At 33.9% G+C, this 13,233-nt stretch carries 11 protein-coding genes and 2 riboswitches; of the genes, 1 reads left to right on the top strand and 10 read right to left on the bottom strand.

Annotation, left to right across the window (positions count from 1 at the left end; translation table 11 throughout):
• Positions 1 to 158: 158 nt before the first annotated feature.
• The 9 genes from cbiQ to BS101_RS05275 all read right to left on the bottom strand — a co-directional run bounded on the left by cbiQ (position 159) and on the right by BS101_RS05275 (position 9,127).
• On the bottom strand, positions 159 to 941 hold the full coding sequence (gene cbiQ / locus BS101_RS05315; RefSeq protein ID WP_073537882.1) for a cobalt ECF transporter T component CbiQ: 783 nt from the start codon (positions 939 to 941) through the stop codon (positions 159 to 161).
• Positions 934 to 1,935, bottom strand: a complete 1,002-nt coding sequence (locus tag BS101_RS05310; protein WP_073537881.1) for an energy-coupling factor ABC transporter permease — start codon at positions 1,933 to 1,935, stop codon at positions 934 to 936. Before BS101_RS05310 ends, cbiQ begins: the two co-directional genes overlap by 8 nt.
• A 49-nt stretch (positions 1,936 to 1,984) precedes the next feature.
• Positions 1,985 to 2,545 (bottom strand): hypothetical protein, encoded by a 561-nt coding sequence (locus BS101_RS05305; RefSeq protein ID WP_073537880.1) that lies wholly within the window; start codon positions 2,543 to 2,545, stop codon positions 1,985 to 1,987.
• Positions 2,546 to 2,825: 280 nt separating this feature from the next.
• Positions 2,826 to 3,257, bottom strand: a complete 432-nt coding sequence (locus BS101_RS05300) for a NifB/NifX family molybdenum-iron cluster-binding protein (protein ID WP_073537879.1) — start codon at positions 3,255 to 3,257, stop codon at positions 2,826 to 2,828.
• Positions 3,258 to 3,276: 19 nt separating this feature from the next.
• Complete coding sequence (locus BS101_RS05295) at positions 3,277 to 4,644, bottom strand: nitrogenase component 1 (protein WP_073537878.1); 1,368 nt, start codon at positions 4,642 to 4,644, stop codon at positions 3,277 to 3,279.
• 21 nt (positions 4,645 to 4,665) lie between these two features.
• Positions 4,666 to 6,192: a nitrogenase component 1 gene (locus BS101_RS05290; protein ID WP_073537877.1), complete on the bottom strand. Its 1,527-nt coding sequence runs from the start codon at positions 6,190 to 6,192 to the stop codon at positions 4,666 to 4,668.
• A 152-nt stretch (positions 6,193 to 6,344) separates the two neighbouring features.
• Entirely contained in the window at positions 6,345 to 7,400 is a 1,056-nt protein-coding gene (locus BS101_RS05285) for an ABC transporter substrate-binding protein (protein ID WP_073537876.1), read from the bottom strand.
• Positions 7,401 to 7,437: 37 nt separating this feature from the next.
• Positions 7,438 to 8,253 (bottom strand): ABC transporter permease, encoded by an 816-nt coding sequence (locus BS101_RS05280; RefSeq protein WP_073537875.1) that lies wholly within the window; start codon positions 8,251 to 8,253, stop codon positions 7,438 to 7,440.
• 4 nt (positions 8,254 to 8,257) lie between these two features.
• Positions 8,258 to 9,127, bottom strand: coding sequence for an ABC transporter ATP-binding protein (locus tag BS101_RS05275; protein WP_073537874.1), 870 nt, complete (start codon positions 9,125 to 9,127; stop codon positions 8,258 to 8,260).
• A 710-nt stretch (positions 9,128 to 9,837) separates the two neighbouring features.
• Positions 9,838 to 9,945: riboswitch (SAM riboswitch) on the bottom strand.
• A gap of 351 nt (positions 9,946 to 10,296) precedes the next feature.
• Positions 10,297 to 10,404: riboswitch (SAM riboswitch) on the bottom strand.
• A gap of 324 nt (positions 10,405 to 10,728) precedes the next feature.
• On the opposite strand from BS101_RS05275, the gene BS101_RS05270 reads away from it, so the two are divergent.
• Complete coding sequence (locus tag BS101_RS05270; RefSeq protein WP_242951407.1) at positions 10,729 to 11,049, top strand: DUF3892 domain-containing protein; 321 nt, start codon at positions 10,729 to 10,731, stop codon at positions 11,047 to 11,049.
• Between the two features lie 117 nt (positions 11,050 to 11,166).
• On the opposite strand, the gene BS101_RS05265 is transcribed toward BS101_RS05270, so the two are convergent.
• Positions 11,167 to 13,068 carry an EAL domain-containing protein gene (locus BS101_RS05265; RefSeq protein WP_242951406.1) on the bottom strand — a complete coding sequence of 634 codons (1,902 nt, stop codon included), beginning with the start codon at positions 13,066 to 13,068 and terminating at the stop codon, positions 11,167 to 11,169.
• Positions 13,069 to 13,233: the final 165 nt, after the last annotated feature.

The following is a 13,233-nucleotide window of genomic DNA, read 5'->3' as shown; positions in this document are numbered from 1 at the left end:
GGCGCATAGCAGTGCTTATCTCCCACTTTGAAGAAGATGGGAGTATTAGCAATGGTAGCCTTCGGATAAAAAAGGACAATAGCCTTGCAAACTATTATCCTTCTTTATTGGTTGCCTGAATATTGATAATACCTATGATTTAATAATGGTTAAATCAATTAATCAAGGTATGACATACCAAACTTCAGGACAAGAAAAATGCTTACCCAGAAGAATAAATATATCCAGTTCTTTGCATTACACACTTTTCTCCCATAATAATAAAATCTTCCATCATACCCTCGCAAATTCATACTGTCATAAATAATCCCTGCCCTATCTATACTTCTCAATAGCAATTGTCCCATTAAAGAACCCCAAACTTTTACATGAATTCCTTTTTGATTCGGTGCACGTAGAGAATACGCCTGTGTAATTCTATTAACTTCTGACAACAATACACTTATATAACGATAAGTTAATAAGATCTGCGTAATCAGGATGACTGGCACGTGCAATAGACGCAAGGCATAACATATTTTTTCAATTGTTGTTGTCACAATTAATAAATAAGAAGCCAGAACACTGTAGATACCCTTAATCATTAATGTAGCCATAGAAATCATCCCAGCTGTCACTTCTATCTCTCCAATTTGAAAAGCTACTGTCTTATCATAGAATGGGTTGAATATCCCTATAACACAAACCAAAGGCAACACAATTCTCAATCGCCATAGGCTTTCCATAAAAGATATCTCACCTAGTATAAATATAGTAATAGGATACACTCCCATTACCAATACTTTGGACAAATCATACTGATCAAAAGAAATAATTATTATAATATATCCCACTGTAACCAGCAATTTTATCAATGGATGTATTTGATTTATCCACTGTTTTTGATTTGCCAGTTCATCTAGTTTATTTATTTCATATATTGCATTACTTATTTTATTCATTTTTCTTACTTTTCCTAATTATATTAAAAGCATAACACCCTGTCATACATATAATCAGAATGACACCAGATCCTGCTATACCTGAAAATGTTGTTCCAAGGACAGTCTTCGAATTCTGAAATGAATAATCCGGAAGTACAGCTGTCATATTTTGTAACTGTTTTGCTTTTTCATAAATACCCTTTTCTTTTTCTTTTATCTCATTAGAACCCGTAATTTTTTCGATTGACCATTCTAATCCATCCGGCTTGGAAGAAGCAGCAAGCGAAAGTCCTCCCCCAATTAATAATGTTATTATGCCTAAAACTGTTAGAGTTTTTTTGAACGACATCTTCCCCTTTAAATCATAATGGTTACTTTCTTGAAATAATTCTGGCCTTGCCTCAAATACAAAAATTAATACTGCCGCCGTAATTAATCCTTCTATTAATCCAATGGCCAGATGGATTGGCTGCATAACACCTACAAAAATACTAAAAGGCAGCATTGTTATCCCTGATGATAATGTCTCTAATGTTACACTAAATGCTCCTAACTGTAGGGTCAAAATACATCCTAGAATGGAGGCAATAATAATTCTTTTTTTTGTTATCTCTGCTTTTGTTAATGGCCTCCAAATGAAAAAATATCCAATAAAACATCCATAGAAGGCCATATTCCATATATTTGCTCCCAATGCAAGCAGGCCACCATCAGCAAACATCAAACACTGAATCATCAGAATACCTATCATGGTACAAAAGGCAGCATATGGTCCTAAAATTACTGCTAGTAACATTCCACCACATAAATGACCACTTGAACCAGTACCTGGAATTGTAAAATTAATCATCTGGGTTGCAAACACAAATGCACCCATCACTCCCATTGCCGATACTTTTTTTAAGTCATTTTCTACTTTAACTTTATTACCTGAATATATAGCCACTGCTGCAGAACAAGTATACATAGTGCCCGCTACTATCGGAGATACTAATGCATCTGCCATATGCATATTACTCACTCCTCTCAATTTACTTTTATCAATCATTGTAAATACTTTATTAGCAAATGTGTATTCTACATTTATGTCTGTCTGACCAATTATAAATAGGAGTATCAATAAATACATTATTATTGCTAAGTATAAAAAATAATTTATTAAACATATCATTTATATCTCTTTTCTCTACCGAATTTCTATAATATATTTGGCTCCACTCATGTTCATAATACTTAAAAAAATGTTCCAGTTCTGACTTTAATACACCTTTTGTCCATTCAAAGGATAATATTTTATTTATTTTTAGAAGTAATTTAGGTCCGCTTTCCCTATAAATAATAAAAATCAGAAGTGCATCTCTCACAAGCCATTTTATCTTATAGTCTATAGTTTTCTTTTGAAAAAATAATTTACAAGCTTTACTTAAAAGCCATACAAACAAATGCTCGTCATCAATGACCATTTCATTTTTTTTAGGTAAATTATATTTTCTATCAGCATAATCAATTACCCTGTAATTCTCAAATTTATACTTTTTATATAATGATTCACACATTCCACACATAGTTGCACATGAAACTGATTGTCCAAATGCTGACACTATTAACTCTTCGTAGGCCATAAACATTCCCCCAAATATGAATATTGTACGCTCTTAAAAATTCAGAATAAGACATTTTTCAAAATATAACAAATAGACCAACTAGTAAATATACCCTGTAAAATCAAGTGATTCTTAGGTTCAGGTGGAGCTTGCTGTAGGGACTGCTTATCTCCATCTGAACCTTAGAAGAACTTATCCAGGCGCATAGCAGTGCTTATCTCCCACTTTGAAGAAGATGAGAGTATTAGCAATGGTAGCGTTCGGATAAACATATATATGCCTATTAGAAAGAATTTTTTTAATCATCAAAACGGCGTATGTTTGACAGAATCTTTGCTGCCCTAATTGGACAATTAGATTTATCCACTGAACCTCCAAAGGTATCCTTGGCCACAAGATATTCAAGTATCTTTCCCCTTTTAGCATAGGATTTAAGGGCTCTCTCTATGGATCCACTGAGACTTACAGCCACAATATTCCTATCATGAAGCACATATACTGCTCCAGAGCCAACACTGCTGGCTAATACCAATTTTACATCTCCCATCAGCTTTATAATCTTGTTTAATTTATCTTCTCCACTTTTAGAATTATTGAAATGAACCGCTCGTATCTCTATGAATTCATATTCTCCACCCTGGTGAATTTCATAAATAAAGAATTTATCCGCCCTTGCAAAATGTTCATTTATAAAAACACCATCGCTGCTTGCTACAGCAACTTTCGCCATATATTAACCTCCTCTCCTATTATGGTCGCACAAATTTGCTTAAGAAATCTTCTATAAGTGAGATTCCTCCGCCGTATCCCGTGTAAGTATCTCTTACGACAACACGATTCTCTGCTGGGAATGTTACACTTAAATGTATCTGCCTTTTACCTTCAGCTTCATATCTCTCCTGGGAACTTGCAAAAATCACCCTGAAATAAGCATTTCTCAAATGTTCATGTATCTCATAGGAATCTATTTCAAAAATAACTTTGGGATTAATTCCACCACTTTCAACTACAGTATTTTTATCGCCAAGATTCTTGATCCTCTCTAATATTTCTTTCCTGGTATCAGCTGGCGGATCGTCATTTATGATTACAAGTTTTGGAGTAAATCCTACTTCATTTGTTAAAAATCTGGTGATCCCCACAGCTGTTGCTGATCCGGAAACTACTGCAAAGGGAAGTGATGCTGAAAATCTTGAGCAGACATCTCCTATGATGTTGAGATCTTCATAAGCTTCTCTCTCTTCTTCTGCAACCACTTTCTCAATCTTTGCTCTGGATATGCCTACTTTTTCTCCTATGGCATGTAAAAACTCACTGGAATCCCTTGGTCCTACAGGTATATTGGGAAAATTAACATAGGGTATGTCAAATTTCTCTTCCAAGAGCCTTGCAGTTTTTCTTCCAACCCAAGGAGACACTACTATAGTGTATTCTGCCGCAGAAAGTTTTTTCAATCCCTCAATACCGCTGAAATCCCCTATTACCTGGTTTGTCTTCAATCCAATTTTATCGAGCAGTCTTCTTATTTCACGTAAGTTTCCTCTCCAGAATATATCCTGATATGGTACAAACCCCAGTATATTTACCAGTCCTTTTTCCTTAGGCAGGGGCTTAACCAACTGTTCCACAGCAGCCTCAAAAACCGCTTCATACCCAAAATAGGTGTTTCCTCTGAACCCGCTTGAATCGACATACAATACAGGAGTTGGCTCCTCTGAAAATTCATTTACAATTCCCTCAACATCATCTCCGATCATTCCTGCAATGCAGCCATTTGCCACAAAGTAAAAATCCCCGTCAATGAGATCTATTGTAGAACGAATCTCTTCCCTGAGTCTTATTTCTCCACCAAATACAACATCTCTCTCCGAAAGATTGCTGGAAGGAATACTTAATCCACTTACATATCCCACACCCTGCTGGGCACCTGCAGCTCTATAACTAAGCATTTGATTCATACCGCAGCCTATTCCTGCATGAATTATAGGCACTGCCCTGTGAATATTGGTAATAACCGAAAGTGCCCCTCCCAATGCACAAGTATATTTAGGATTTTCCAGAACCCTCTTATCACTTTCCACTTCCTGTAGTTTTAGTTTTTGAATGCTATCTGACAAACCTATCCTCTCCTCCCGAATTTATTTTTTTTCCGCATACGATTTTTTTTGTTTAATATAAACTTCAATATCGTCCTGCTCGTACCACCATGATTTGTATGGGCTTGGAGTCTCCCTGTACAATGTTTTATTGAGGGAAGGATTTTTCAAAGCACGTTCCAGAATAGTTCCATAATTCAATATACCCCTGAAGAAAAATTGATTTGACTGTGGTGAAAAATCAGAAAGAAAAGAGTGATTCCTAAGCTGACTGCCCTCCCTTTTATAAAGACCCATAAATGCACAACCTGTATAAAGATCAGGTTTCAATCTGTTTAATAAATGACTCTGTTCAAAAGGCTGATAATCCGATGCATGTACTTCAAAATCACCGATTTCATTATACACCTCTTCAAATTCATCCACTATATTGGGATCCAATTCCAAAGTATTAACCGCTGCTACATCAATACCCAACTCAGTTGCAAACCTCGGAATAAATACAGCCCTAGCTTGACCTGCAGATACATAAATACTTGCTTCCCTACCCTTAAATGATTTTTTGAGCTCATTCAATTTAGGCAGTACAAAATCCAATTCTTCTTTTATAAGTTGTTCTACTTCTTTTTCCTTGCCTGTATACTTAGCTACCTCTCTAAACCATATTTTAGTATTTTCAATCCCAAGCGGAGCTGGATCAAGGAAATAAGGTGTATCATAATTTTCATAAAGAGCTTTCTGCATATACTGCCCGTATGACTGGCATGTAGGTGCAATCACCGCTGCTTCCGAAATTTCCTTTAATTCATCTACTGTAGCAAAATCCGGAATAAATATTACCCTCAAACCAATTTTATTGAACATTCTTATGAGATCATTTTTATCCCCCAATGTCACACTCATAGGGGCTATCACACCCACCAAATCCTTTTGCCTTTTTTTAGGTTTTTCAACTATATATTTCACTATGGCATGAGATGAACTATCAAAAGCACTCTGTGATATTTGAGATCTGAAGCCCTCGCAGTGTACAGGAACAAGTATAGGCTCTACTTCAGGTTGAATCGATGCCACTATACCGTCTATATCATCACCCATAACTCCTGAAGCGCAGGAACAAGCAATTATAATTGCCTTTGGATTATATCTTCCAGCTGCCTCTTTTATTGCCAGCCTCAGTTTCCTTTCTCCTCCAAACACAATATCACTTTCCGTAAGATTGCTGCTCACTGAATGAAGTTCCACATCTCCCCTCCATGCCCTGGATTTTTCAGGAATTCCCTGATATATTTCCCTATAACTATTTGTACCCTGAGCGCACCCCACAGGTCCATGGACAATAAGTGCAGAATCCCTTATAGTTACAAGTCTCCCTACAGTCTGGGTCAAAAGGCATCCTCCTGTCTGCTGAAACTCATGCTCACGCCAAGCTAGATTTTCGCCAACACGTTTCCCATTTATCAAATCACTTACCTTACCTGAAAAAGCTTTAATGCTTCCTAAGCTATCTTCTCTAATGGGACTAGTGCTTTGAGTAAGATCTATTTCCTTTTTCTGTTCTTTTGACATAATAATATCCTCCCTACATTTTATATTGAATTTTATTTTTAAAATAAAATTAAACTAAAGCAAATGAAATCAAGAAACTTGCCATCGGATAGGCCACTATGGCTCCTATTATGCTGCCCGGGAAAGCCAATAGAGTTCCTACACCCAAAATATTACTCACTTTTACTATCATAAGGGTTAAACTCATTTGTAAGTACATCTGACACTTTAACTTTTCCTTTTGGTATATAGTCATATTCCTCCAATTTATCTATAAAATATTGGGCATCGCTATTTTTTGCCAGTGAGTGAGGTCTAATATCAACTACAGAATAATATTTTTCTATTGCAGATGAATCCAATCCTCTTTCTTTTGCGATTTGAACATGCAGCTCTTTACCTTTTTCTGGATTTTCCTGAAGCCAGGTATTTGCCTTTTCAAAGCCAACAGTAAGTTCTTTAACTGCTTCAGGATTTTCATCTATAAACTTCTGGTTGAGAAACAACCCACAGTGAATAAGTCCTTTTGGAAAAAGATCATATACAGTAAATAGCACACGATATTTACCTGATTCTTCTATAGGTTTTTGTTCAAAATCTGACCAGGTTCCTACTCCTGCTAATTGATTTTTCTCCAATACCTGAAATGTCTCACCTGGTTGTACTGTAACAAATTTAACATCATTTATTGATACTCCACCTTTTTTCAGCCAATCCGAAAGACCATAATATGCAGAATCGCCAATCCTAATACCACCAATTGACTTGCCCTTTAAATCCTCGGGACCATTAATCTGACTATCTTTTGGTACATAGAAATGTAGATTAGAAGTATTTTGTCCGCCATGTGCAGCTGCAACTGCTTTTAACTTTGCACCTTTTGCCACAGCACTTATAGCAATTGAATACTGGAGATGAGCTGCCTGAACACGTCCGGATGTAAGAGCTGCTAGTGTATCAGCCCCTACTGGTACACTGGAATCTACAATTTTGATGTTTTTAAAATATCCCAGCTTTTGTGCAACTATTAGTGGATCATAGGTAGTAAGACCTCCTGCCCCCCAATATCCAGCTACATTTACAGTAGTTACTTTCCCCGATGCTGCTGTTTTTTTATTCGATGTTGAATTCCCTGCACTGCTTGTTCCACATGCTGTTAATCCTAATACCAATACTACAAAAACTGATACAATTTTAAGCGGCGTTAAAAATTTAAATTTTTTTTTCATAATAATAACTCCTCTGCTTTATAATTTAAACTCTAGTTTACTGATGGAAATCATACTTCCAATAGGTCAATCTCTTTTCAAACCACACAAAAATATTATTTATAATCAATCCAATTACGGCCATTGTAACAATGCCTGCCCACATTTTATCCGTCTGAAAAAGCATCTGCCAATTGGTAATTGCATATCCAAGTCCACTGGTACCACCTAACATTTCAGTGGTTATCAATAATAGAAGTGCTACAGAGGCACTATATCTTAATCCAGTAAAAATAGACGGGATGGCTGATGGCAAAACCACCTTTCTAAATATTTTACTGTTGGAGAGCTTTATTGATCTGGCACATTTTATATACAGCGGGTCGACACCTTTAACTGCACTCACTGTATTCATGAAAGTAGACCAAAAACTTGCAAAAGCTATCATAGCTATTTTTGAAGCCTCGCCTATCCCCAGCAGCAGAATAAATAAAGGCAAAATAGTCATGGTGTTGACCTGACGTAAAGTCTGGAACAATGGATCCATATACTTTTCAAATTTTTTAAACCACCCCACAAGGAATCCCAATGGAATAGCCAAAACAACTGCTATAGCATAACCAATTACTGCTCTTTGCATACTAGCAGCTATCAATTTTATCAGTTCATTGGACAAAATCAATTTCACTAGGGCAGATACTATTGCAGATGGAGGCGGTATAAATACGGGATCAATTAAATTGAATCGGGGTGCAACCTCCCATATAGCTAAAACAACAATAATAACAATAGTTCGCTGATAGACATTTATAAATTTGGATTTAACTTTCTCGACTCCTGGTCTTATCTCTGAAAAATGAACTTCTTTTTGCATCTTATCACTTCCTTTCTTCTTTAGAATATTTCTGACTTTTAAAAACCTCTTCTTTTATCAATGCCCATAAATTTTGACGTGTTTGTACAAATTCCCCTGTGGATCTAATATCCTCATTTTCCAGTCTGGAACAGCGGGACAGTGGTATTTTTACAATTTTCTTTATAGTTCCTGGTCTAACCGTCATAACTACCACCCTGTCCGCAAGAAAAACAGCTTCATCAATGCTATGAGTGATAAATATTATGGTCTTGCCTGTCTTGTTTCTTATTCTAAGAAGCTCTCTTTGTAGAATTTCCCTGGTAAGAGAATCAAGAGCTCCAAAAGGTTCATCCATGAGCAGTATATCAGGCTCAAAGGACAATGCTCTTGCAATGGCTGCTCTCTGCTTCATTCCTCCGCTCAATTGGTGTGGGTAATGATTTTTAAAACCTGAAAGTCCTACCAATTCTAAAAGTTCATCTACAATTTTATCCCGTTCCTTTTTCTTAACATTTTGACTTTCTAGTACAAATCCCACATTCTCGGCAGCTGTAAGCCATGGAAACAGTGCATACTGTTGAAAAACTATTCCCCTGTTCAAATCAGGTTCATCTACGATTTCACCATCAATACTTACAGTACCCTCTGTTGGTTTGGAAAGTCCGCCAAAAATATCAAGGAGCGTGGTCTTACCGCAACCGCTTGGCCCAACAATTACAAGAAATTCCCCTTTTTTCACTTCAAGACTTATATTGTCTAGTATAGTTACAGTAGAATATTCCCCGCCTTGCTTTTTTCTTATAATAAATTTTTTTGTAATATTTTTAACTTGCAATTTAACATCAGTGCTGAAATCAGGTTTTAAAATAGCTTGAACCGCTTCTTGACTCATTACGAAACCCCCTGTATTTATTTTTTGTATTTCTATTAAATTCTCATTAAATAAAAGAGACCAAGAAAACTAATACAAAAATATTTAAGTTTCCCAGATCTCTAGTTTATCTAGTCAATCATAATCATCAAAAACATATTAAATTTATATCTTGTGCTATTAAAATTAACACATGTATTTTCATTATTTTGATTATTAATCCAACGAATTAGATTAATAAAGTCTTTCAAATTTTCAATATTTATGGTAAAATAATATTGTATTAAGAAGCTCTGACATATATGTTATCCCCATTGATTATTTGCTCATTTTTAATGAAAGGTTAATATATTATGTTGGAGTTTTTCTATCTGTAAATCAAATTATGCCAAAATAATTAACTAGCACAAGAGATTAAATTATTTTATTTACAGCAGTAGCAATACAGCAATAAATAGAAAAGACTGATCAAATTTTTGATTTGATCAGTCTCTAGTTTATCCAGTCGACTAATTTCACTAAATTCAATTTTATCAAGTGATTCTTAGGTTCAGGTGGAGTTTGCTGTAGGGACTGCTTATCTCCATCTGAACCTTAGGAGAACTTATCCAGGCGCATAGCAGTGCTTATCTCCCACTTTGAAGAAGATGGGAGTATTAGCACTGGTAGCGTTCGGATAAAATAAAAAAACTTCCTTGTAAGAAAATACAGGAAGTTTGAATCCTCGTATTCTCTCATCTCTCAGGTTCTACCTGCTGGAATTAGCACCATACATTCTAATGAAAAATGTTGGTTGCCGGACGTCATAGGGCCAGTCCCTCCGTCCTTCTAGATAAGAAGTTTTCTATTTTAACCACTTTTGAAATTCACTGTCAATCATATCAGTCATATTTATTGATATTTAATATACACTGTTATAATTACCTTGTCAATATTTTTTAAAAAATAATGTCGAAGTTTGTGATTTATTGATTTTAATTAAAAAATTTTTAAATACGATTGAGCTTATTTGCAGCAATACATGGAATATGAAAAAAGATAGATCTCATTCATTTTATTTTTCCCCCTTACTAAAAAGACTAATCAAATTTTAAATTTGATTAGTCTCCAGTTTATCCAGTGAACCAATTCTACCAAATAAAAAACTCCCTAATGAGAAAACATACAGGAAGTTTAAATCTTCACATTTTCTCTCATCTTTCAGGCACACCTGCTGGAATTGGCACCATACATTCTTAATCAAAAATATTGGTTGCCGGACATCATAGGGCCAGTCCCTCCGTCTCTCTAGATAAGAAGTTTTTTATTTTAACTATTTTTAAAAATTTCACCATTGATGCCATACATATCTGTTGATAGATACTATACACTTTTATACTTAGGTTGTCAATACTTTTTTTAAATATATCAGTTCATCACAGTAAAAATTTATATGGCAAAATATTTTCCTTTTAGATTTTGAGCTGCGGCTATCCTTTAGATTTTAAAGTATATTTTAAAAATTTATATTGAATTTTATCTCTATCTTCATACCCTGAAAAATAAGTCAAATTATTATAGTTAGAGTATATTGGCTGTCTCTGCAAAAATGGTATAATAGTGTAATGAGAGGAGATGATAGTATGGAATATGGAATTATTAAAGTAGAATATGAAAATTATAATTGTACTAAGGGTGATGCACATATCACAAAAGTTAGAGTTTGTGAAGTAACGGGAGAAGATAAATTTAGTGATAGCTTCCAGGATCAACCAATAGAAGAAGTTATAGAAAATATTAAAAAGGGTGATAAATATATAACATTAGTAAGCACTGGTTATAAAACCTGGAAAAGAGGAGCAGAAATTATATTAAAAGAATTTATAACCACAAGACCTGATATTGATCGAGGAAGTGATTTAGAAAGTCTGCCATTAATTCCCTATGATATATGGGAGTTATAAAGGATTTCCATTTGCATTTTCTCATTCATAGTAATTTAAATAGAGATCCTCTATCTTAAAAAATAGAGGATCTTTAGAATTGGCTGATAATATAGCCACTTCTTTTCAGTTTAAGAATCATATTGCAGATTGTTTTTTAAATAAAGTTTCTATATGTTCTGAAGGCATAGGTTTTCCAAAGTAATATCCTTGAATTTTGTTACAATTTTTTCCCCGCAAAGATTGTATTTGTTCCTCTCCCTCTACTCCTTCTGCTACTACTTCCAGTTCCATCCTATGGGCTAGCTTTATTATTTCTTCTGTTATAATATCTTTATAAGAATCTTTACATATTCCATCTATAAAGGTTTTATCAATCTTAAGAGTATTTATTGGAATACTCTTTAAATAATTTAAAGAAGAATATCCACTTCCAAAATCATCTAATGCTACTCTTATACCCATACTTTTAAGTTCATTTATAACCTTTAAATTTCCCTCAAGAGATTCCATCATAACACTTTCAGTTATCTCTATTTCCAGATGCTGTGACTCCAACTGAGTTTCTCTTAGAATCTTTTTTACTATATTTAAAAAATTTTTATCCTTCAATTGTATAGGGGAAACATTTATGGATATAAAATCATAGGGATATCCTTTACTCTTCCACACTTTATTTTGCATACAAGCAGTCTTAAGAACCCATTCTCCTATAGGTACTATAAGTCCCGTTTCTTCCGCCAGACTTATAAAATCTAAAGGCATAACCCATCCCAACTTTGGATTTTTCCATCTAATTAAAGCTTCAAAACTTACGGCCTTTCTAGTCTTTAGGTCTACCTGGGGCTGGTAGTATAAGATAAATTCATTATTCTGTACTGCTCTTCTTAACTCTTTTTCCATTTCTGCCTTTTTTAGAATTTCATCATACATGGATTTTTCAAATAGTTTATATGAATTTTTTCCCAGCAGTTTGGTTTTATTTAAAGCTATATCTGTATTTCTAATCAATGTAGTAAACTTATCTCCATGCTTGGGATAAACTGTTATACCTATACTGACTGATATCAATATTTCATTTCCATCTAAATTCCAAAGTCCACTTATAGTATTTAGGATATATTCGGCAGTATCATTTAAACTCTCTATACTTTCACATCTATCTTTCAAAATCAAAAACTCATTTCCAGAGGATCTTGAAACTACTCCCATATGTAGTGAATTTAAAGTATTTCCTATTTCCCTTAGTAATTTATCTCCATATTCATATCCAAATATATCATTTACATTTTTGAAATTATCCAAATCTATTTGAAATATGGAGAATCCTTCATCAGGATTCTTTTTGATTCTATCCTCAACTTCTATACCAAAAAAATTCCAATTTGGCAGTCCCGTTAACTGATCATAATAGGCTATCTTTTCAATTTCATCATATTGAGATCTTAATTCATTTTGTGCTATACTCAACCGTTTATATACATCTGAAAGCTTTCTATAACTTTGATTTAACATTTCATTTTTATCTAAATCTTTAATAATTCTATCTCCTATTCTGCCTAATATTAAAGAAGAACTGCAAAAAAATTTAATAATCTTTTTTAATTTTCTCCATCCTATAACAGGTATTTTTTCTATATTTACCAAATACTCTTGTTTATGCGAATCATCAAAATTTAGCCATCTTTCAAAGGGTTCTCTATGACTTTCTTTAAAAAATACAGGGCTTAAAAATATAGTTCCAACATGTTTTTTTATCATAAATATAGGTATGCCTACATAAACCAATCCATTATTGCACTTATGAATTGCCACCTTTTTTCCCCTATTAATTTGATTAAGTATATTGAAATGACAATCATTACTTTCTAAGTTATCAAACATATTATATTCGGAAACCATATTTATTACTTCTCCTTGAATGTCTTTAATAACACATGCTACTCCTGTCATATTATAGATACTTTCCATAAAATCCTTAAGTTCAGATATATTTAGCATATCTGAAACTCTATAATCCATATTAACACCAACTTTCATCTATCACTACACTTTTTCTCTATTCAATAATACATATAAAACTATATATCTTACAACATTTTATTACATAATTATTCGTTTATTATTTATCCATTCTAAATTTTTTATTCTAAACTTTAAGCATTAATATTTATCATAGATCATATAATTAATTTGAAAAAGTTA

This window comes from Clostridium kluyveri (assembly GCF_001902295.1).
Classification (GTDB): Bacteria; Bacillota; Clostridia; order Clostridiales; family Clostridiaceae; genus Clostridium_B; species Clostridium_B kluyveri_B.
The sequence above is the reverse complement of the archived record's forward strand: the minus strand, read 5'-3'. Positions and strand labels throughout refer to the sequence as shown.

Coding starts and splice junctions, on each gene's coding strand:
- cbiQ (WP_073537882.1), bottom strand. CDS start 941: ATGAATAAAATAAGTAATGCAATATATGAAATAAATAAACTAGATGAA.
- BS101_RS05310 (WP_073537881.1), bottom strand. CDS start 1,935: ATGCATATGGCAGATGCATTAGTATCTCCGATAGTAGCGGGCACTATG.
- BS101_RS05305 (WP_073537880.1), bottom strand. CDS start 2,545: ATGGCCTACGAAGAGTTAATAGTGTCAGCATTTGGACAATCAGTTTCA.
- BS101_RS05300 (WP_073537879.1), bottom strand. CDS start 3,257: ATGGCGAAAGTTGCTGTAGCAAGCAGCGATGGTGTTTTTATAAATGAA.
- BS101_RS05290 (WP_073537877.1), bottom strand. CDS start 6,192: ATGTCAAAAGAACAGAAAAAGGAAATAGATCTTACTCAAAGCACTAGT.
- BS101_RS05285 (WP_073537876.1), bottom strand. CDS start 7,400: ATGAAAAAAAAATTTAAATTTTTAACGCCGCTTAAAATTGTATCAGTT.
- BS101_RS05280 (WP_073537875.1), bottom strand. CDS start 8,253: ATGCAAAAAGAAGTTCATTTTTCAGAGATAAGACCAGGAGTCGAGAAA.
- BS101_RS05275 (WP_073537874.1), bottom strand. CDS start 9,127: ATGAGTCAAGAAGCGGTTCAAGCTATTTTAAAACCTGATTTCAGCACT.
- BS101_RS05270 (WP_242951407.1), top strand. CDS start 10,729: ATGGAATATGGAATTATTAAAGTAGAATATGAAAATTATAATTGTACT.
- BS101_RS05265 (WP_242951406.1), bottom strand. CDS start 13,068: ATGAAAGTTGGTGTTAATATGGATTATAGAGTTTCAGATATGCTAAAT.